Raw genomic sequence first — 20,280 nt, 5'->3', positions numbered from 1 at the left:
GGAGGAGAGATGATGACGAAATCCATAACGAACCCCACCCGCCGCCAACTCTTTGGTCTTGCGGCATCGGCGGGCGTGGCTGCGGCGCTTGGGGCGCAGGCCAGCGCCAGCACGCCGGTGCCGACGAAGGCACGGATCGTCATCATCGGCGCGGGCGCTGGTGGCACGGCGCTCGCCAACCGGCTGGTGCGCCGCCTTGAGGGCGCCGAGATCACCCTTCTGGATCCGCGCGTAGCGCACCTTTACCAGCCCGGCCTGACACTGGTTGCCGCTGGTCTGAAGCCTGCGGATTACGTGCTTAGTCAGACCGGCGACTGGCTGCCGGATGGCGTGACCCTGATCCCGGAAAAAGCCGCCGCGATCGACCCGGAGGCCAAGACCGTCGCCACCGAGAGCGGTCAGTCGCTGGCCTATGACTTCCTGGTTGTGGCCCCGGGGCTGGTTCTGGATCACGACGCCATCGAAGGCTTCTCGCTCGATATGGTCGGGCAAAATGGCATTGGCGCGCTTTATGCCGGGCCGGACTATGCGGCGCGCACCTGGCAGGCCGCCTCGAAGTTCACTGAGGAGGGCGGCGTTGGCTTGTTCACCCGCCCCGAAACCGAGATGAAATGCGCGGGCGCGCCGCTGAAACATACTTTCCTGATTGACGATATCGCCAAGCGCGCGGGCAACGGCGGCAAGATCGACGTGCGATACGCAGCGCCGCAGGGTTCTTTGTTCGGGGTGCCGATCGTCGCCGAGAAGGTGCGCATGTTGTTCGGTGATCGCGGCATCACCAGCCATATGCAGCACCAGTTGCTAGGCATCGACGCCGACCGGCGCCGGGCACGCTTCTCGACCCCGGATGGTTCGGTCGAACTGGACTACGACTATATCCATGTCATCCCGCCGCAACGCGCGCCTGAGGTGGTCCGCCAGTCCGGTCTGAGCTGGGCTGACAAATGGACCGATCAGGGCTGGGTCGAATGCGACATGGCGAGCCTGCGCCACCTGCGCTACCCCGAGATCTGGGCGCTGGGTGATGTGGCGGGCGTTCCCAAGGGCAAGACCGCCGCCAGCGTGAAATGGCAGGTGCCAGTGGCCGAGGACGGGCTTGTCGCGGCCATCACCGGCACTGACCCCACCGAGACCTACAATGGCTACACTTCCTGCCCGATGATCACCCAGATCGGCCGGGCCATGCTGGTGGAGTTTGATTACAACGACAATCTTGTGCCGTCCTTCCCCGGGATCATCGCCCCGCTTGAGGAGCTGTGGATCAGCTGGCTGATGAAGGAAGTGGCGTTGAAGGCCACCTATAACGCCATGCTGCGTGGCCGGGCCTGAGGAGGAAGAGGCGATGAAAGACCTGACAGTTGGAACCCTGATTGCGGTGTTCGAAGAGATTTTTGGCCGTGGCCTGTTCTGGGCTATGGTCGGCTTGGCGGCCGTTGTGACGCTGGGATACGTTTACGTGTTGATCCGGGATCGCAAGATCAGCTGGCACAAGTTCCTGCTGGCGCAGCTGTCGATGCCGGTGGGGGCGGTGCTTGCGGTGTGGTTCGTGCTGGTGATGACGCATTCCGAACTGGCCAATATCGGCGGGCCGGTCGATCTGATCGTGCTTCTGGGGGTTGCTGCGGGCGGGGCCGTTGGTGCGGCGATCCTCGTCTACACGGTGCAGTCACTGCTCTGGCCCCCGGCGGCAGAGCGCAGATAGCCTTCCTCTCTGGCGCCGGGTGTCTCAGCGTTTGCGGTAATTCTCGCGATACCAGACATAAAGCCCGGCGCCGGCGATCATGACACTGCCGAAGATGGTCCAGAAATCCGGGATTTCGGAAAAGAACACAAAGCCCCACACCGCAGCAAAGGCCAGCCCGGAATAGGAAAACGGCGCCAGCATTGCTGCTTCGCCTTTGGAAAACGCCTGAATGAGGGCCAGTTGCCCGATGGTCCCGGCCAGCGAGATGATGATCATCAGGCCGATCCCGAACAGGTCCGGGGATTGCCATTGAAAGGGCACCGCAAGGCTCAGCAGAACGGTGCCGACCAGCCCGGTGTAAAACAGCGATGTCCAGACGTCTTCATCGGCGCCGACCCGGCGCGTCAGCAGGGCATAGCCGGAATAGCAGCACGCGGCCGCCAGCGGATAAAGCGCGGCAGGGCTGAACACATCGCTGCCGGGGCGAATGACGATCATCGCGCCGATCATGGCCACCGCGATCCCGGCGATGCGCCGCACACCCAAAGCCTCGCCCAGGAACAGCGCCGCGCCAAGGGTGATCAGCACAGGATTGGTGGACATCAGCGCCGCAGCATCCGTCAGGGGGATCTTGCTCAGGCCGGTGAAAAAGAAGGCGGTCGCGCTCATCAGCAGCACAGAGCGCAGGAATTGCAGCGCTGGATACCGGGTGCGCACCACCTGTTTCAGCCGGGGCATGACGATCACCAGCACCAGCAGCATCTGCCCGGCATAGCGCGCCCAGAGCGCTGGAAGAACGCCAACGCTGGGCGCCAGTGCCTTGACTGTGGCATCCATCACCGAAAAACAGAAGATCGCGCTGATCATCAGCAAAATGGCGCGGCTTTGCAGGCTCATCGGGTGGTCCTCGTGTAAAACCCCGTCGCGTCACCGTGGCGCTGCGGCATGGACCATGCGAACCGATTGTTTTTCAGCAATATTTCAGCGCCTTCTAAGACGGGTAAGGATAGAAATGCATTTCGGAAAGCAAGGCCGGAAAGGCAAATCCAAGCGGCGCCAACGCCGCTTGTGTGCTCATATAGGATGATCAGCCCTGACAATGCAAAGCCGGAGTGCGCAGATCCGTTCGCCGTCAGGCGCATATCGGCAAGTGCACTCCGGGACCGGCCGTTCGCTGCAAGTGCGGTCTACAGAAGATCGTCGAAGGCGACGGTCTGGTCGGCAAAGACCAGGAGATCAATATCGATCAGCATATCACTTCCTTCGTAGTATCCATCCCGGCCGCCATTGGCGGCATCCGTGACCGCCAACCAAGTGACGTCCTGTCCCCGGTTTGAATCAAAGTAGGTTCCGCTTTCGAAACTGAAGTCGGAGAAGTTGCCGTCGAACATCGCCCGGTCCTTGTTGTCCGAACCGGCGTCATTCCAGACACTGCCATAAATGGTGTCATCGCCAAGGCCGCCGTACAGCCGGTCATTGCCTTCTTCGCCAAAAAGGGTGTCATGGCCATCACCGCCCTGCAGCACGTCCTGACCGTCCGATCCCTGCAGCTTGTCATTGCCCGCCTGACCCAAAAGGGTGTCGCGCCCATCGCCGCCATACAGAGTGTCATCGCCGCGCCCGCCCAGAATGAGATCGTCGTTGCCCATGCCGATCAACCGGTCGTTGCCGCCTTTGCCAGTTAGCACATCGGCGCCGTCACCGCCGCGCAGTTCATCATCGCTGCGCGAGCCGATCTGGATATCCGCCGTACGCACCGTCAGCCCATCAAAGGCGGCAAATCCGGTTCCCCCGGTCAGCTCTGCCTCAGTGCTGCCGCGGCTGACCACGACGCTGCCGGACTCGCCTCGGCCAAAGTCAAACCGGTCGATGCTGCCGTCGAAATAGGTGTAGTCCGCGCGCTGAGCGTTACCGAACAGTTCTTGCGCCGTCAGGGCCTCGTCATAGATCGCAAGATCTTCAATCGTTCCGTCAAAGTAGCTGTTGAGGTTGTCGGTCTCGCCAGCTGTGTTGCTCCAGCCCGATGCCCCGGCAATCAGGGCTTCGGTGTTCTGGCTCCAGTCTATGCGGATCTCCGGATCATAGGCGATGCGCGCACCGTCCAGGTAGACTTCAAGACCGTCCGCGCCAAAGCTGAGGTTGAAATCATATTCCTCACCGACGGTGATTGCGTTGCTGGCGATAAGGTAATGCGATTCCGCCTCGTCCTGAAGTCGCACGACCAACTCGCCGGTTGCGTCTATATAGACGGAGAGATGCCCGCCCTGACCGTAGTCCGATGCATCCTTGGAGATCAGTGTCTGGTAGCTCGACAAGCTGTTTGCGGAGAACCGGAAGGCGATGGTGCCGCGGGACAAGGCGAGACTGTCCGTGTGGTCGAATACATAGGCCGACCGGTCCGCGGCGGAAAACGCGTGGCTGCCCGCCACGGCGAATGCCGCTGATGCATCCGTTTTATATCCAAGGTCCGCGGCATCTGGCAGCTGGGATCCGGGCGCACGGATCGGGCCGCTGTCGGTGCCGGGGTCCAGCGGGGCCAGGGCCTCTTCCAGATCGTCGATGGATTTGACAATGCCATAGGCCGGAGCGGCTGTATGCTCGATATCAGAGCGTTTCACCAGATCGCCGTAGACGGTGATGGTGCCCAGCCGGTCGTCATTATGGGCGCCGCCGTTGTTGCCCTGATCCGAGTAGAGCGCGATCACCGAATGGTCCATCACCCCGTTGCCATCAGCATCGCCATAGGTGATCGAGGCGATCTGAGTGGTGTGCCCTTCGATCACCAGCCTGTCGCCCTCGGCGCGGCTGAAATCCTGCACCACGTCGTTGCCTAGGATATCGACCCAATGGTCGTGCAGCTTGTCGTTTTCGCCCGCAACGCCGTGCCAGTTGATGGTGCCATCTTCGCGGGTGTGCTTTTCGATATAGCGTTCCTTGGCGTTGATCAGCGTCTGGAAGTAGAAGATGTCGGCGCCGCGCCCGCCGATCAGCAGGTCATCGGCCGGGATTGGCTGGTCGGGATAGAGCTTGCCATCGGTCAGCTCGTTCAGCGGATCGCCTTCGTCGCGGTCGGGGTCGTAATAGATGGCGCCTTCGCGCCCGTCGGCGCGGCTGATCAGCAGATCGTTGCCCTTGCCGCCTTTCAGCGTGTCCTCGCCGTGGCCGCCATCCAGCACGTCATGCCCGCCGCTGCCCAAAAGGCGGTCATTGCCATAGCCGCCCTGCAGCACATCGGCGCCGCCCTTGCCCTTGACCCGGTCGTTGCCACCACCGCCGTTGATGCCATCGCCGCCGCCGGTGCCTGCAACGCGGTTGTCGCCGCCATTGCGGCTGATCATGTTGAGATGGCTCTCCATGTGACCATGAGCGCTGACGCCGTAATCCGCCAGAATATCGAGGAAGGTGTCGCTGGCGCCGTGCAACTGGCCAAAGACCGGCGCCAGATCCGCCATCGCGGCCTGCATCTGCGCGCCCATGGCCAGCTCGGCTCCGGCGGCTTCGGCCAGCGCCAACTGGCTGTCTGCACCCAGCTGGCGGTCAAAGATCATGACATCGCCGATAGTGCCCTTGAACAGGGAATGGGCGTCGTCGTCCTGCCCCTCGCGCCAGGCCCGGCTGCCGCCGACCACCAGCGAATGATCGTTCAGTTTCAGGCCCTGCTTGAACTCCGGTTCTGCCGCGACCAGCGCGCCATTGAGCCAGATCATCAACCCGTCGCTGCCAAAGCTGACGGAGATGTGGTATTTGGTCTGAGCCGACAGAACGAGATCAGGCACCTTCAGGTATTCGGTGTCGGCCCCGTCCGACTGGCTGAGCACCAGGGTGCCATCCTTGACCCAGAGGGTGAAATCGCCTTTCCCGGCGCCTTTGCCATCCTTCGAGATCAGCGCCATTTCCCCTGGCAGCCGGTCCAGTGAAAAACTGAGCGAAACCGTCGCCGCGCGTAAGGAAAGGCTGTCCAGATGGCCCGCGTTGAGGTAATCGCCCTCTTCACCGCTCAAAACATGGGTCCCGGGCATGGAAAGTACTGGCATGCGGGTTTCGGATAGGGGGAGCCCGGCGGCATCGGGCAGTCGGGACCCGGGGACACGGATCCGGCCGCTGTCGGTGCCGGGGTCCAGCGGGGCCAGCGCCTCTTCCAGATCGTCGATGGATTTGACGATGCCATAGGCCGGAGCGGCTGTGTGCTCGATATCAGAGCGTTTCACCAGATCGCCGTAGACGGTGATGGTACCCAGCCGGTCGTCATTATGGGCGCCGCCGTTGTTGCCCTGATCCGAGTAGAGCGCGATCACCGAATGATCCATCACCCCGTTGCCATCAGCATCGCCATAGGTGATCGAGGCGATCTGGGTGGTATGGCCTTCGATCACCAGCCTGTCGCCCTCGGCGCGGCTGAAATCCTGCACCACGTCGTTGCCTAGGATATCGACCCAATGGTCGTGCAGCTTGTCGTTTTCGCCCGCAACGCCGTGCCAGTTGATTGTGCCATCTTCGCGGGTGTGCTTTTCGATGTAGCGTTCCTTGGCGTTGATCAGCGTCTGGAAGTAGAAGATGTCGGCGCCGCGCCCGCCGATCAGCAGGTCATCGGCCGGGATTGGCTGATCGGGATAGAGCTTGCCATCGGTCAACTCGTTCAGCGGATCGCCTTCGTCGCGGTCGGGGTCATAATAGATGGCGCCTTCGCGCCCGTCAGCGCGGCTGATCAGCAGATCGTTGCCTCCGCCGCCTTTCAGCGTGTCCTCGCCGTGGCCGCCATCCAGCACGTCATGGCCGCCGCCGCCCAAAAGGCGGTCATTGCCATAGCCGCCCTGCAGCACATCGGCGCCGCCCTTGCCCTTGACGCGGTCGTTGCCACCACCGCCGTTGATGCCATCGGCGCCGCCGGTGCCGACGACGCGGTTGTCGCCGCCATTGCGGCTGATCATGTTGAGATGGCTCTCCATGTGACCATGGGCGCTGACGCCGTAATCCGCCAGAATATCGAGGAAGGTGTCGCTGGCGCCGTGCAACTGGCCAAAGACCGGCGCCAGATCCGCCATCGCGGCCTGCATCTGCGCGCCCATGGCCAGCTCGGCTCCGGCGGCTTCGGCCAGCGCTAACTGGCTGTCTGCACCCAGCTGGCGATCAAAGATCATGACATCGCCGATGGTGCCCTTGAACAGGGAATGGGCGTCGTCGTCCTGCCCCTCGCGCCAGGCCCGGCTGCCGCCGACCACCAGCGAATGATCGTTCAGTTGCAGGCCCTGCTTGAACTCCGGTTCTGCCGCGACCAGCGCGCCATTGAGCCAGATCATCAGCCCATCGCTGCCAAAGCTGACGGAGATGTGGTATTTGGTCTGCGCCGACAGGACGAGATCAGGCACCTTCAGGTATTCGGTGTCGGCCCCGTCCGACTGGCTGAGCTGCAGGGTGCCATCCTTGACCCAGAGGGTGAAATCGCCTTTCCCGGCGCCTTTGCCATCCTTGGAGATCAGCGCCATTTCCCCCGGCAGCCGGTCCAGAGAAAAACTGAGCGAAACCGTCGCCGCGCGGGATTCATAGGCATCGGAATGGCGGATGTTCAGGATGTCTTCCTGCGCGCCGGAATAAATGCGGTCGGCTTCTCTCGTGAAAACCGGAGTCGGGGTATTCGCGACCATGCTCAGGGTCCTCTTTTTGCTTTAGCCTATGTTCTGTGGTTGCTGTTGGGGAGAAGTTTATCGGGCAATGTCGCGCCAAAGGTGGCGGCAAAGTGGCGTTGGTTCATTGCGTCCGGGATCGGCGAAAACATGCAACAAGGGGCTAAACCCCTGAAACCATGCCGCGCATGGGCAAGGTCGCCATTAACCAATTAGCAATTGCGGCAGAAGTGTGGCGAAAACGTGTTGCGCGCAGCGTAAATGCGTCAGTGTGAAGCCCGTGATTCAGCCTTTGTAGGAGCGATTGTGGCGCGGTCTATTGCGGCGCGCGGCTTTTGTCGTTCAGCACGGGGACCTCTGCCAGCCAGTCGAAATAGGGGGACTGGCAGGTTTTCCGCCAAAGCTGCCCCAGCGCCGAGACCGGATCGCTGTCGTGCTGGTCGATGCGCAGATCCAGCGGCGGGCGCTCCGGCTCCAGCACCAGCAGGGCTGCGGACTTCAGCCCGCGGCTGTCGCCCCCTGCATCTCTTGCGGCGGTCAGCACCCGTAGCATGCGTTCGGCGGGCGAGGGGGCTTCTGCTTGCGCCGCTGTCTTCATCGCTTCCAGAACCTCGGGACCGGTCAGCATGTTGCCGGCGATGACAAGACCCGGCTCCGCGATATGGCTGGCATAGGGAACGCTTTGATCGCCGGTGAACCCCTGTGTGCGCCCTTGCCGGTCCAGCGCGGTGAGCTGCCGGTGCCCACGCCCCGGATCGGCGCTGGTGACACGGGTGACCGCAGTTGCGGCGTCCTCGCCCTGATACATGGCCCGCAGCACGTCATCGCGCCAGAAGCTGCTGGGCGCCGTGCCCTGAGACGCCACAAGACCCGATTCGATATCCCCCCGCAGCACCCAACCGCCCACGCAAAGGCTGCCAGTGGCGGCCGCCGCAGCGAAAACGCCTGTTTTGCGGTCGTATGTCAAAATCGAGAAGGTCATTTCAGGGTCCAATCACATTTCCCTTGTATTTATCATGATAATTTGCGTGAATGCAATTCATTATGATAAATAAACAGGGAAGGACCCGCTCATGACTCTGCTGAAACTGACCCGCAGGGCGATGTTGGCTGCTGGCGCAGCAACGGCACTCGCCCTTTCCCCGCTTTCTGCGGCTGCTCAGACGCCGCCGGGTGTCCTGATTGTCGGCCAGATTGCCGAGCCGAAGGCGCTGGACCCCGCTGCGGTCACCGCCGTCAATGACTTCCGTATTCTGATGAATGTTTATGACGGTCTGGTGCGCTACAAGGATGGCTCGCTGGAAGTTGAACCGGCGCTGGCCACCGCCTGGGACATTAGCGAGGATGGCAAGACCTATACCTTCACCCTGCGCGAGGGCGTGACCTTCCACGATGGCAGCGTCTTTGATGCCGAGGCGGTCAAGTTCAACTTTGACCGGATGCTGGATGAAAACCACCCCTATCACAACACCGGTCCCTTCCCGCTGGCCTTCTTCTTTTCCGCCGTGGAAGAGGTCGAGGTTGTCGATCCGCTGACGGTGAAATTCACGCTCAACGCGCCTTATGCTCCGTTCCTGTCGAACCTGGCCTATCCGACCGGCCTGATCGTTTCGCCCGCTGCCGTGGCCGAACATGGCGCTGATTTCGGTCGCAACCCCTCCGGCACCGGCCCGTTCAAATTCGCCGAATGGCGCTCGAACGAGGCGGTGGTCATCGAGAAGAACGCCGATTACTGGGATGGCGCGGCCGAGCTGGACGCGGTTGTGTTCCGCCCGATCACCGATGCCAACACCCGCACTGCGGAAATGCTGGCGGGCGGGATCGACCTGATGGTCGAGGTGCCCCCGGTAGCATTGGGTGAATTCCAGAGTGACGCCTACACCGTGCACGAACAGGCGGGTCCGCACGTCTGGTTCCTGATCCTCAATGCCAAGGAAGGCCCCTTTGCCGACAAGCGCGTACGTCAGGCGGCGAACTATGCGATCAATAAATCCGCGATCGTGAATGACGTTCTGGAAGGCACCGCGGAAGTCGCCGCCGGTCCGACGCCTCCGGCTTTTGCCTGGGCCTATAACGAGGAACTGGAACCCTATCCCTATGATCCGGCCAGGGCCAAGGAACTGATCTCCGACGCGGGCGCCGAAGGGGCGGAACTGACCTTCTACGTCACCGAAGGTGGCTCGGGCATGCTGGATCCGCTGGCCATGGGCACCGCCATTCAGGCCGACCTCGAGGCTGTCGGCTTTGACGTGAAAATCGAAACCTACGAATGGAATACCTTCCTTGGCCAGGTGAACCCCGGTCTGGAAGGCAAGGCCGACATGGCCGAGATGGCCTGGATGACCAACGATCCGGACACCCTGCCGTTCCTGGCGCTGCGCACCAGCGCATGGCCCGAAGAAGGCGGCTTCAACTCCGGCTATTACTCCAACCCCAAGGTGGACGAGTTGCTGGAAGCCGCCCGCGCTGCCACCGATCAGGAGGAGCGCGCCAAGCTTTACCGCGAAATGCAGACCATCGTGCAGGAAGACGCCCCGTGGGTCTTTGTTGCGAACTGGAAGCAGAACGCGGTGACCTCTGACCGGGTCGAAGGCTTTGCCCTGCAGCCGTCGTTCTTCCTGTTGCTGGATGACGTGGCCAAGAAATAAGAAACAAGGCGTCGCCGCAGCTGATCCTGCGGCGGCGCCACTCAGGAGGGACGCGCCATGGCGGGCTATATTCTGAAACGGCTGATGTCGGCGATACCTGTGCTGTTTGGTATTTCCATCATCGTCTTCGTCATCATGGCGATGATCCCCGGTGATCCGGCCACGGCTATTCTGGGCTCCTATGCCACGCCGGAGAATGTTGAGAAACTGAACCGGGATCTGGGTCTCGATCAGCCGATGGTGCAGCGGTATTTCATCTGGCTTGGCAATATGCTGCAGGGTGATTTCGGCCGCAGCTTCTCTCTCAACCGTGCCGTGCTGGACGAGGTTCTGGACCGCTTTGGCGCCACTCTGGTTCTGGCTGGTACCTCCTTTGTGCTGTGTTCCATTCTTGGCATCGCTGCGGGCGTTGTTTCCGCGGCGCGCCAATACGGTCTGGCGGACAAGGCGATTACCTTTGCCGTGCTTCTGGGGATTTCCATCCCGTCGTTTTTCCTTGGCATGATGATGATCCTGATCTTTGCCGTGAAGCTGCGCTGGTTTCCCGTGTCGGGCATGTGGCCCATCTACGGCGCCCGCGATCTCTCTGCGCTGATCAGCCATCTGACCCTGCCCGCGCTGGCGCTGGCGGTGGTTGCGACCGGGGTGATTGCCCGGCTGTCGCGTTCGGCCATGCTGGAGGTGCTGCGGCAGGATTTCATCCGCACCGCGCGGGCCAAGGGCGTCCATGAACGCTCGGTGATCTGGCGCCACGCCCTGCGCGCGGCCATGGTCGGCATCATCCCGGTTCTGGGCGTGCAGGCCGGCTTCGTGCTGTCGGGCGCGGTCTATATCGAAATGGTGTTTCAGTGGCCGGGTGTCGGGCGGATGCTGGTCGATGCCATCCTGAAACGCGACATCCTGCTGGTGCAGGGCGGCGTGGTCTTTGTGGCAGCCTGTTACGTGCTGTTCAACATCGCGGTCGATGTCGCCCAAAGCATGCTGGATCCAAGGATCAAGACATGAAGAGCTTTCTTTCGCTTCTCGCCCGCAACCGGCTTGCCCTTGGCGGGCTGATCGTGATGGGCGTCGTCGTGCTGCTGGCGCTGGTGACACCGCTGTTGCCGCTGGCCGATCCGGATGTGACCAATACGGCAAACCGGTTCAAACTGCCGCTGTCCGAGGGCGGCTTGTTGGGCACCGATCATCTGGGCCGCGATCTTCTGAGCCGTCTGATGTGGGGCACCCGCCTGTCGCTGGCGGTCGGATTTGCCGCCGCGGTGATCGCCGCCACCCTTGGCGCTGCGATCGGGATCGTGGCAGGCTTCTACGGCGGGCGCACCGACAATATCATCATGCGCGGCGTCGATATGCTGATGGCCTTTCCCTATATCCTGCTGGCGCTGGCCATCGTTGCGGCGCTGGGGCCGGGGCTGATGAATGCGTTGATCGCCGTCGCCGCTGTCAATATCCCCTTTTTCGCGCGCAACATCCGCGGCATCACCGTGGGCATCGCGCATAAGGAATTCGTCGATGCGGCGCGCCTGTCCGGCATGACCGACTGGCGGATCATCCTGACCGAAGTGCTGCCCAACGTGATCCCGGTGATCGTGATCGCCATGTCCACCACGGTCGGCTGGATGATCCTTGAAACCGCCGGCCTCAGCTTCCTCGGCCTTGGCTCACAGCCGCCGCAGGCCGACCTCGGCTCGATGCTGGGCGAGGCGCGCGCGGCGCTGATCTCGAACCCGCATACCTCGATTGTACCGGGGGCGATGATCCTGGTGATTGTCATGGCGATCAACCTTTTGGGCGACGGGGTGCGCGATGCGCTGGATCCCCGGCTGAAGTCCGGGGCGCTGTCGCGGCCGATGCCCACCACCCGTGTCGATCGAAGTGGCCCGGTTCCGGTGGCATCTGACGATGCCCTGCTGGCGCTGCGCGGGCTCAAGACCGAATTTCAGGTCAAGGACCGCGTCTACAAGGCGGTGGGCGGCGTGGATCTGAAGGTTCAGCCCGGCGAATGTCTGGGCGTGATCGGCGAAAGCGGCTCGGGCAAATCCGTCACAGCACTCAGCGTGATGGGGCTGGTGGCCTCGCCCCCCGGCGTGATCACCGGCGGCGCCGTCCACTACAAGGGCAAGGATCTGATTGGTGCCCCCTATGAAACCCTGCGGAGCCTGCGCGGCAGCCGGATCGCCTATATCTTTCAGGATCCTTTGGCGACGCTGCACCCCCTTTACACCATCGGCGATCAACTGATCGAGGCGGTGCGCGCGCACCACCCAACGGACCGGGCCGCGGCGCGTGCCCATGCCATCGAGCTGCTGAAATCGGTGCGCATTCCCAATGCCGAGCAGCGGGTGGACAGCTACCCGCATGAGATGTCGGGCGGCATGCGGCAGCGTGTCGGCATCGCCATGGCGCTGGCCAACGATCCCGAGGTCATCATCGCGGATGAGCCGACCACCGCGCTGGATGTGACGGTGCAGGCGCAGATCCTGTCTCTGCTCGATGACCTGCGGCGCGAACGCGGGTTGGCGATCATCTTTATCACCCATGATTTCGGCGTTGTGGCGCAGATCTGCGACCGGGTCGCGGTGATGTACGCGGGGCGGATCGTGGAGGAAGGCCCCAGTGAGGCGATCCTCAACGCTCCGGCGCATCCCTATACCGCGCGGTTGATGGCCTGCGTGCCCGAATTGGGGCAGGGGCGGCGCGAGCTGGCCGCGATCCCGGGGCTGCCGCCTGCGGTTGATCGGCTGCCGCAGGGCTGCGCCTTCGCGGATCGATGCCACAAGGCACAAGAGGGCTGCCGCGCGGCAGATGTCCTGCTTTCCGATCATGGCGCCGACCACCGGGTGCGCTGCATCGCCCCCGAAGACACATTGCAGGAGGCACGCGCATGACGACGGCTCTGAAACTGACCGACCTCAGCAAGACCTTTCCGGTGGGCAAGCGTCTGTTCGGCCCGGCCAAGGGGCTGGTGCGTGCGGTGCAGCCCCTGTCGCTCTCCGTCGAAGAAGGCGAGACACTCGGGATCGTCGGGGAGTCCGGCTGCGGGAAATCCACCCTGGCGCGGATGCTGGTGGGGTTGCTGCCGCCCTCCACCGGCACGATCGAAATCAACGGTGCGCCCTTGGACGCCGCCGATCCGGCGGTGTTTGGCCGCAAGATCCAGTATGTGTTTCAGGACCCAATCAGCAGTCTGAACCCGCGCAAGACGATCCGGCAAATCATGGAAGCGCCGCTGAAGCACCTGCACGGCATGTCTGCGGCGGAACGTGATGCGCGGATCCGGGAGATCTTTGCGGCGGTGAACCTGCGGGAGGAATTCCTTGACCGCTACCCGCATGAATTCTCTGGCGGGCAGGCGCAGCGGATCGGTATCGCGCGCGCACTGGCGGCGGATGCGCGGATCCTGATCCTGGATGAGCCGGTCTCGGCGCTGGATGTTTCGGTGCAGGCGCAGGTCTTGAACCTGCTGGCTGATCTGAAGCAAAAGTTCGGGCTGACCTATCTGTTCATCAGTCACGATCTGGCTGTGGTCGAGGCAGTTAGCGACCGCGTTGCCGTGCTCTATTTCGGCGCGGTGGTCGAGGTCGGCCCGGCGGAGCAGATCTTTGCCCAGCCGAAACACCCCTATACCAAGCTCTTGGCGGATAGCGCCCCGGTTGTCGGGCGTGCGCTGGTGGCGCCGGAGGGACGCGAGACCGAACTGCCCGATCCGCTGAACCCGCCGCCGGGCTGCGCCTTCAGCGCCCGTTGTCCTTACGCCAGCGCTGAATGCAGGCAGGCGCCGCCGCCGCTTGAGCAGCAATCGGACGGGGTCTGGGCTGCCTGCTATCATCCGCTGTCTGAAACGGCCTGAAACCCTGGCGCGCGGCGCATGGGAGTAGGTCCCTGATAGGGCTGGATAGCCGGGGGTAATATGCACCCCGCACAGGTTTGTCGTCTGCTGAATTTTTGACGCTAACGCCGATAAAATGAGCACTCACCCGTGGCCAACGTCCGGCTGCGGCTCTGACGCTGGCCTGCGGCGCTGCGGCTGCTTGCGGAGCCAGCAGGGTTAGCCCTAGCGGGAATAATGAGTGCCAGATTGACAGTTGTTGTTGTCGAGGAAGATCGTGATCGTGCAATTGCCGTTGTCGATGCGATCAAGGATACCGCCGAGTGCGATGTCTACGTGATCGGCAATTCCAGTGCCCTGGCGCGCAAGATTGCGGCCCATGATCCCGACATTGTTCTGATCGACATCGACAACCCGACCCGTGACATGCTGGAGGAACTGACGCTGGCCTCCGGGCCTCTGGAGCGGCCGGTGGCCATGTTCGTGTCCGGCCCCGCCGGCGGGTTGGCGCAGACCGCGATCGAGGCGGGCGTATCGGCCTATGTGGTGGACGGTCTGGCGCCGGACCGGATCAAACCCGTTATGGACACCGCCATTGCTCGCTTTCGCATGGTGCGCCAGATCCGCAACGAACTGGCCGAAACCCGGCGGGCATTGGAAGAGCGCAAGGTCATTGACCGGGCCAAGGGGCTGCTCATGAAGGCAAAGGGCATTGATGAAGACGCCGCCTATGCGCTGCTGCGCAAGACGGCGATGGATCAGGGACGACGGGTGCCGGATGTGGCAGAGGCGCTGGTCACGGCTTCGGGGCTTCTGGGATGAAGCGAAGCCACCTGCCTGTCGCCTATATGCCCCTAGTCGATGCTGCGCCGCTGATCATCGCGCAGGAGATGGGATTTGCCGAGTCCGAAGGGATTGCGCTTGATCTGATCGCCGCGCCCTCGTGGTCGTCTGTACGGGATATGCTGGCCTTTGGCCGGGTCGAGGCCGCTCATATGCTGTCACCGGTCCCGGTGGCGATGGCCATGGGGCTTGGCGGTGTGAAAACGGACCTTTCGGCGGTGTCGGTCCTGTCGGTCAATGGAAACGTCATCGGTGTTGGCCGTGCGCTGGAAGAGCGGTTGCGTGACATTGGCTATGGTTTTGATTTCGCCGATCCGATGAAGGCCGCCGCAGCGCTGGCCGAGGTGCGCTCCGGCCCGGTTGTTTTTGGCGTGCCGTTTCCATTCTCGATGCATGTGGAATTGCTGCGCTACTGGTGTGAAGGCACTGCCCTTGGGGCTGGGGGGATTGAAATCCGTACGGTGCCGCCGCCGCTGATGGCGACTGCGCTGGCCAATGGCGATGTGGATGCCTTCTGTGTCGGTGAACCCTGGGGATCGGTCGCGGTGGATCAGGGCTCAGGGGCGCTGCTGCTGCCCGGCAAGGCGATCTGGGGCTTTGCGCCGGAAAAGGTGCTCGCCGTCAAAACCGAATGGGCCGAGAGCGAACCGGCTCTGCTGGGGCGGATGATGCGGGCGTTGTGGCAGGCTGGGCGCTGGCTGGCCAAACCCGAAAGTCGCAGCACCGCCGGAGAGATCCTGTCGCGCAAGAACTATCTTGATGTGTCGCCGGAACTGATTGACCGAGCCCTATCGGGGCAGTTCACCGTTTCGGATCGGGGCGAGCAGCGCCGGGTCGACAGTTTTGTCGAATTCCACCACGGCGCGGCCACCTTTCCGTGGCGAAGTCAGGCGAAATGGATCGCCCATCGTCTGCAACAATCCCATGAGGCCGCAGCCTTGCCCTCCCTTGATGAGGTCGCCCGGGTTTTCCGCGCGGATCTGCACCGCAGCCTACTGAGCGAAGCCGGAGTGGATATGCCGGGGGCCTCCGAAAAACTGGAAGGTGCGATTCGACACAAAACGGCGGTGGCCTCGACGCGGGGCGAATTGTGCCTGATGCCAGATGCGTTCTTTGATGGTCGGATTTTTGACCCAGAGGCCCTGGATTGATCACTAATTGGGCAGAAATCCCGCCCAGGCCGTCCTGGTTGGGAAAATCCCGATCAGATTTTCGTTTTTTCTTCGCGATCATGCTGCGCTGCCGCAAGATGAGGACATCGGTTCACAACGGGGTGGACCGATCCGAAATTCTCCCAATGACAGGGATATTCTGAGCAAGGCCGCTCTCGCACCGCCGAAACCATCGGCGCGTAGCGTAGCGGCCTGTTTTGCGTTTGCCCGGTTCCATCCTCCTCCGACCGGGCCTTACCGAAAGGGAAGAAGATGAGAAAACTGATGCTTGGCCTCGTGGCCTCCACCGCTCTGACCAGCCCGGCCTTTGCCGAAGCACTGGAACTTGAAGAAGACGAGTTGACCTTCGGCTTTATCAAGCTGACCGACATGGCGCCCCTCGCCGTGGCCTATGAACAGGGTTATTTCCTCGACGAGGGCCTGTTCGTCACACTGGAAGCACAGGCCAACTGGAAGGTGCTTCTGGACGGGGTGATCGGCGGCCAACTGGATGGCGCGCATATGCTGGCAGGGCAACCGCTGGCCGCGACCATCGGCTTTGGCACCGAGGCACATATCATCACGCCCTTCTCGATGGATCTGAACGGCAACGGCATCACCGTCTCCAACGAAGTCTGGGACATGATGAAGCCGAATATCCCCACTATGGATGACGGTCGCCCGCAGCATCCCATTTCTGCCGAGGCGCTGGCGCCGGTGGTCGAACAGTATAAATCCGAAGGCAAGCCCTTCAACATGGGCATGGTCTTCCCGGTTTCCACGCACAACTACGAACTGCGCTACTGGCTGGCCGCTGGCGGTCTGCATCCCGGCTATTACAGCCCGGAAAATGTGACCGGTCAGATCGGCGCCGATGTCTTCCTGTCCGTGACCCCGCCGCCGCAGATGCCCGCCACGCTGGAAGCGGGTACCATCAACGGCTACTGCGTGGGCGAGCCGTGGAACCAGCAGGCGGTGTTCAAGGGCATCGGCGTTCCCGTGGTCACCGATTACGAGCTGTGGAAGAACAACCCGGAAAAGGTCTTTGGCATCACCGCCGAGTTTGCCGAAGAATACCCCAACACCACCCGCGCCGTGACCAAGGCCCTGATCCGCGCCGCCATCTGGCTGGATGAGAACGACAACGCCAACCGCCCAGAAGCGGTCGAGATCCTGAGCCGCCCGGAATATGTCGGCGCCGATTATGACGTCATCGCCAACTCGATGACCGGCACCTTTGAATATGAAAAGGGTGACAAGCGCGAAGTGCCCGATTTCAACGTCTTCTTCCGCTACAACGCCACTTACCCGTTCTATTCGGATGCCGTCTGGTATCTCACGCAGATGCGCCGCTGGGGCCAGATCGCCGATGCCAAGCCCGACAGCTGGTATGACGAGGTCGCCAAATCGGTCTACCGCCCGGACATCTACCTTGAGGCGGCCAAGATGCTGGTCGACGAAGGCCTTGCCGACAGCGCCGACTTCCCCTGGGACAGCGACGGTTACAAGGCCCCGACCCCGGCCGAGGACATTATCGACGGCATCGCCTTTGATGGCCGCACCCCCAACGCCTACCTCGAAAGCCTGCCAATCGGCCTGAAGGGCGAACAGGTTGTCGTGGGCGCCGGTGTCGAAGGCTGACCTATCCTGATCCGGAGCGCGCCGAGACCGGCGCGCTCCACCTCTCTCCCCCTCAACCTCTCCGTATTCTTTCCGGTTTCGAAAGGCTCCCCCGATGACCACGACCGATCCCGATTTCGCTGCCGCCGAGGAGCGCGAAGCCCGGCGCGCCCGGCTGTTCACCCAGATCAACACCGCCGACAAATGGTTCCAGGTTCTGGGCCTTGCCTGGATGACACCGATCCTGAAAGCCGTTGCAGGCGACAATCCGCAAGCGCAGGTCAAGGAAATCTGGCGCCTTCTTGCGGTGCCGCTGATCGCCATCCTCGCATTCCTGCTGCTTTGGGGCACATTAGCGCCGAAGGTGCAGACCTCGCTTGGCGCGGTGCCCGGCCCCGCACAGGTCTGGGCCGAGGTGGTGAACCTGCATGAAGATGCAGAGGCCAAGGCGGCCAAGCGCGAAAAATTCGAGGCCATGCTGGCCAAGCGCAACGAGAAACTGATCGCCGCGGGCCGCGCCGATGAAGTGAAGACCGTCGCCTATACCGGCGCGCCGAGCTATTACCAGCAGATCTGGACCTCGATCCGCACTGTGTTCTTTGGCTTCCTGATCGCCACCGCCGTTGCCGTACCGCTGGGCATCGCGGCAGGTCTGTCGCCCACGGCGAATGCCGCCATCAACCCGCTGGTGCAGATCTTCAAACCGGTTTCGCCGCTGGCCTGGCTGCCGATCGTCACCATGATCGTCTCCGCCGTTTATGCGACCAATGACGGGCTGTTCTCCAAGAGCTTCCTGATCTCGGCCATCACCGTGACGCTGTGTTCGCTCTGGCCGACGCTGATCAACACCGCGCTGGGTGTCGCCTCGATCGACAAGGATCTGGTGAATGTCTCCAAGGTTCTCAAGATGAACACATGGACCAAGATCACGCGACTGGTTCTGCCCTCGGCGCTGCCGCTGATCTTTACCGGGCTGCGTTTGAGCCTCGGCGTGGGCTGGATGGTGCTGATCGCCGCCGAAATGCTGGCGCAGAACCCCGGTCTTGGCAAATTCGTCTGGGATGAATTCCAGAACGGCTCTTCCAGCTCACTCGCGAAGATCATGGTTGCCGTCTTCACTATCGGCATCATCGGCTTCCTTCTGGACCGGGTGATGTTTGCGCTGCAGTCCCTGTTCACCTTCACGAACAACCGGTGATCGCCATGGCTATTCTGACATTCGACAACGTCTCAAAAAGCTTTGGCACCGGCACCAGCGAAACTCATGTGCTGAAGAACATCAACCTTGAGGTCGAAGAGGGCGAATTCCTCGTGCTCCTCGGCTTTTCCGGCACCGGCAAGACCACCCTGATCAACCTGATGGCGGGGCTCGACAGCCCGACCAAAGGCACCGTCAGTTTTCGCGGCCAGAAGATCGAAGGCCCCGGCCCCGAGCGCGGCGTGATCTTTCAAAGCTATTCGCTGATGCCCTGGCTAACCGTGGCGGGCAATGTGCGCCTTGCCGTCGATACGGTCTATCCAAAGATGCCCAAGGCGGAAAAGGACGCCAAGGTCGCGCACTACATCCAGATGGTTGGCCTGTCCCATGCCGCCAGCCGCCGCCCGGCGGAACTGTCCGGCGGGATGCGTCAGCGGGTCAATGTGGCGCGTGCGCTGGCGATGTCACCCGAGGTGTTGCTTCTGGATGAGCCGCTTTCGGCGCTCGATGCGCTGACCCGCGCCAACCTCGCCGATGAGATCGAGGCGATCTGGGAGGCGGACAAGAAGACTTGTGTCCTGATCACCAATGACGTGGACGAGGCAATCCTTCTGGCCGACCGCATCATTGCGCTCAATCCCGATGGCACCCTTGGCGAGGAATTCCGCGTCACCATCCCCCGCCCGCGCGACCGGGTCGAGATGAACCACCACGAAGGGTTCAAGACCCTGCGCAGCCAGGTCACCTCCTACCTGATGGAGGTTGGGATCGAATCCAAGGTCGAAGGCACCCGCCTGTTGCCCGACGTGACCCCGATCCATGGCCTGCCGTCTGCGGTGGCCAAGGCGCAGGAAAGCGCGACCGAGGAACGCTTCCTCGACTTCTCGCAACTGCACAAGATCTACCCCACGCCAAAGGGGCCGCTCACCGTGGTCGAGGATTTCAACCTCAAGATCAACAAGGGCGAGTTCATCTCGCTGATCGGCCACTCGGGCTGCGGCAAATCCACTGTCCTGACCATGGCGGCGGGTCTGAACCCGATCTCCAAGGGCGCGATCAAGCTGGATCGCCGCCACGTAGAGGGCGCCGATCCCGAACGCGCCGTGGTGTTCCAGTCGCCGAACCTGTTTCCCTGGCTGACCGCACGGGAAAACTGCGCCATCGGGGTCGACAAGGTCTACCCCAAAGCCAGCCGTGCCGAACGCCAGGACGTGGTGGAATACTATCTGGAGCGTGTCGGCCTGGCCGATGCGATGGACCGCCCGGCCAGCGACATGTCCAACGGCATGCAGCAACGGGTGGGCATCGCCCGCGCCTTTGCCCTGTCGCCCAAATTGCTGCTGCTGGATGAACCCTTCGGGATGCTCGACAGCCTGACCCGCTGGGAACTGCAAGAGGTGCTGATGGAGGTCTGGTCCCGCACCAAGGTCACTGCCATCTGCGTCACCCACGATGTGGACGAGGCGATCCTTCTGGCTGACCGCGTGGTGATGATGACCAACGGCCCGCAGGCCACCATCGGCAAGATCACCGAGGTCGATCTGCCGCGCCCACGCACCCGCAAGGCGCTGCTCGAACACCCGGATTACTACACCTACCGGCAAGAGGTGCTCGATTTCCTTGAGGAATACGAGCATGGCGCGAAACCGAAAAAACCGGCGCTGAGCGCCGTCGCTGCGGAGTGAG

14 protein-coding genes are annotated in these 20,280 nt (G+C 62.4%); 11 read left to right on the top strand and 3 right to left on the bottom strand.

Going from position 1 to position 20,280, the window contains the following annotated elements:
* Nucleotides 1-12 precede the first annotated feature (12 nt).
* Nucleotides 13-1,329 (top strand): NAD(P)/FAD-dependent oxidoreductase, encoded by a 1,317-nt coding sequence (locus SM763_RS17770; protein ID WP_368999346.1) that lies wholly within the window; start codon nucleotides 13-15, stop codon nucleotides 1,327-1,329.
* Nucleotides 1,330-1,342: 13 nt separating this feature from the next.
* Nucleotides 1,343-1,702: a DUF5368 domain-containing protein gene (locus tag SM763_RS17765; RefSeq protein WP_274827529.1), complete on the top strand. Its 360-nt coding sequence runs from the start codon at nucleotides 1,343-1,345 to the stop codon at nucleotides 1,700-1,702.
* Nucleotides 1,703-1,726: 24 nt separating this feature from the next.
* Here SM763_RS17765 and SM763_RS17760 read toward each other — a convergent pair whose 3' ends face one another.
* From SM763_RS17760 to SM763_RS17750, 3 genes are all read right to left on the bottom strand, one after another.
* A complete protein-coding gene (locus SM763_RS17760) occupies nucleotides 1,727-2,581 on the bottom strand; it encodes a DMT family transporter (protein ID WP_368999345.1) in 855 nt (284 codons plus the stop codon).
* Nucleotides 2,582-2,871: 290 nt separating this feature from the next.
* Nucleotides 2,872-7,326 carry a LamG-like jellyroll fold domain-containing protein gene (locus SM763_RS17755; RefSeq protein WP_368999344.1) on the bottom strand — a complete coding sequence of 1,485 codons (4,455 nt, stop codon included), beginning with the start codon at nucleotides 7,324-7,326 and terminating at the stop codon, nucleotides 2,872-2,874.
* Nucleotides 7,327-7,621: 295 nt separating this feature from the next.
* On the bottom strand, nucleotides 7,622-8,287 hold the full coding sequence (locus SM763_RS17750; protein WP_368999343.1) for a DUF1028 domain-containing protein: 666 nt from the start codon (nucleotides 8,285-8,287) through the stop codon (nucleotides 7,622-7,624).
* Nucleotides 8,288-8,378: 91 nt separating this feature from the next.
* Here SM763_RS17750 and SM763_RS17745 point away from each other — a divergent pair, with 91 nt between their 5' ends.
* The 9 genes from SM763_RS17745 (at nucleotide 8,379) to SM763_RS17705 (ending at nucleotide 20,279) form a co-directional block, all read left to right on the top strand.
* Nucleotides 8,379-9,953: an ABC transporter substrate-binding protein gene (locus SM763_RS17745; RefSeq protein ID WP_368999342.1), complete on the top strand. Its 1,575-nt coding sequence runs from the start codon at nucleotides 8,379-8,381 to the stop codon at nucleotides 9,951-9,953.
* 57 nt (nucleotides 9,954-10,010) lie between these two features.
* Complete coding sequence (locus tag SM763_RS17740; RefSeq protein ID WP_065272428.1) at nucleotides 10,011-10,958, top strand: ABC transporter permease; 948 nt, start codon at nucleotides 10,011-10,013, stop codon at nucleotides 10,956-10,958.
* A complete protein-coding gene (locus SM763_RS17735; RefSeq protein WP_368999341.1) occupies nucleotides 10,955-12,841 on the top strand; it encodes a dipeptide/oligopeptide/nickel ABC transporter permease/ATP-binding protein in 1,887 nt (628 codons plus the stop codon). The genes SM763_RS17740 and SM763_RS17735 overlap by 4 nt, the downstream gene beginning before the upstream one ends.
* Entirely contained in the window at nucleotides 12,838-13,803 is a 966-nt protein-coding gene (locus tag SM763_RS17730) for an ABC transporter ATP-binding protein (protein ID WP_274831468.1), read from the top strand. Before SM763_RS17735 ends, SM763_RS17730 begins: the two co-directional genes overlap by 4 nt.
* A gap of 216 nt (nucleotides 13,804-14,019) precedes the next feature.
* Complete coding sequence (locus tag SM763_RS17725; protein ID WP_065272431.1) at nucleotides 14,020-14,604, top strand: ANTAR domain-containing response regulator; 585 nt, start codon at nucleotides 14,020-14,022, stop codon at nucleotides 14,602-14,604.
* Nucleotides 14,601-15,776, top strand: coding sequence for a CmpA/NrtA family ABC transporter substrate-binding protein (locus tag SM763_RS17720; RefSeq protein ID WP_368999340.1), 1,176 nt, complete (start codon nucleotides 14,601-14,603; stop codon nucleotides 15,774-15,776). The genes SM763_RS17725 and SM763_RS17720 overlap by 4 nt, the downstream gene beginning before the upstream one ends.
* A 273-nt stretch (nucleotides 15,777-16,049) precedes the next feature.
* Complete coding sequence (locus tag SM763_RS17715; protein WP_368999339.1) at nucleotides 16,050-17,417, top strand: CmpA/NrtA family ABC transporter substrate-binding protein; 1,368 nt, start codon at nucleotides 16,050-16,052, stop codon at nucleotides 17,415-17,417.
* Between the two features lie 94 nt (nucleotides 17,418-17,511).
* Nucleotides 17,512-18,594, top strand: a complete 1,083-nt coding sequence (locus SM763_RS17710; RefSeq protein ID WP_274834671.1) for an ABC transporter permease — start codon at nucleotides 17,512-17,514, stop codon at nucleotides 18,592-18,594.
* A 5-nt stretch (nucleotides 18,595-18,599) separates the two neighbouring features.
* On the top strand, nucleotides 18,600-20,279 hold the full coding sequence (locus SM763_RS17705) for an ABC transporter ATP-binding protein (RefSeq protein ID WP_274834670.1): 1,680 nt from the start codon (nucleotides 18,600-18,602) through the stop codon (nucleotides 20,277-20,279).
* Nucleotide 20,280: the final 1 nt, after the last annotated feature.

Origin of the sequence: Pseudophaeobacter sp. C1-32P7, assembly GCF_041008775.1 — a bacterium.
Taxonomy (GTDB): domain Bacteria; phylum Pseudomonadota; class Alphaproteobacteria; order Rhodobacterales; family Rhodobacteraceae; genus Phycobacter; species Phycobacter gallaeciensis_A.
Note: the sequence above shows the minus strand (reverse complement) of the source record. Positions and strands in the feature narration are given on the sequence as shown.

Bases quoted from the DNA above. Each gene is read 5' to 3' on its own strand.
- SM763_RS17715 (WP_368999339.1), top strand. From the start codon at position 16,050: ATGAGAAAACTGATGCTTGGCCTCGTGGCCTCCACCGCTCTGACCAGC.
- SM763_RS17705 (WP_274834670.1), top strand. From the start codon at position 18,600: ATGGCTATTCTGACATTCGACAACGTCTCAAAAAGCTTTGGCACCGGC.
- SM763_RS17760 (WP_368999345.1), bottom strand. From the start codon at position 2,581: ATGAGCCTGCAAAGCCGCGCCATTTTGCTGATGATCAGCGCGATCTTC.
- SM763_RS17725 (WP_065272431.1), top strand. From the start codon at position 14,020: ATGAGTGCCAGATTGACAGTTGTTGTTGTCGAGGAAGATCGTGATCGT.
- SM763_RS17720 (WP_368999340.1), top strand. From the start codon at position 14,601: ATGAAGCGAAGCCACCTGCCTGTCGCCTATATGCCCCTAGTCGATGCT.
- SM763_RS17735 (WP_368999341.1), top strand. From the start codon at position 10,955: ATGAAGAGCTTTCTTTCGCTTCTCGCCCGCAACCGGCTTGCCCTTGGC.
- SM763_RS17710 (WP_274834671.1), top strand. From the start codon at position 17,512: ATGACCACGACCGATCCCGATTTCGCTGCCGCCGAGGAGCGCGAAGCC.
- SM763_RS17755 (WP_368999344.1), bottom strand. From the start codon at position 7,326: ATGGTCGCGAATACCCCGACTCCGGTTTTCACGAGAGAAGCCGACCGC.
- SM763_RS17770 (WP_368999346.1), top strand. From the start codon at position 13: ATGACGAAATCCATAACGAACCCCACCCGCCGCCAACTCTTTGGTCTT.
- SM763_RS17750 (WP_368999343.1), bottom strand. From the start codon at position 8,287: ATGACCTTCTCGATTTTGACATACGACCGCAAAACAGGCGTTTTCGCT.
- SM763_RS17765 (WP_274827529.1), top strand. From the start codon at position 1,343: ATGAAAGACCTGACAGTTGGAACCCTGATTGCGGTGTTCGAAGAGATT.
- SM763_RS17745 (WP_368999342.1), top strand. From the start codon at position 8,379: ATGACTCTGCTGAAACTGACCCGCAGGGCGATGTTGGCTGCTGGCGCA.
- SM763_RS17740 (WP_065272428.1), top strand. From the start codon at position 10,011: ATGGCGGGCTATATTCTGAAACGGCTGATGTCGGCGATACCTGTGCTG.
- SM763_RS17730 (WP_274831468.1), top strand. From the start codon at position 12,838: ATGACGACGGCTCTGAAACTGACCGACCTCAGCAAGACCTTTCCGGTG.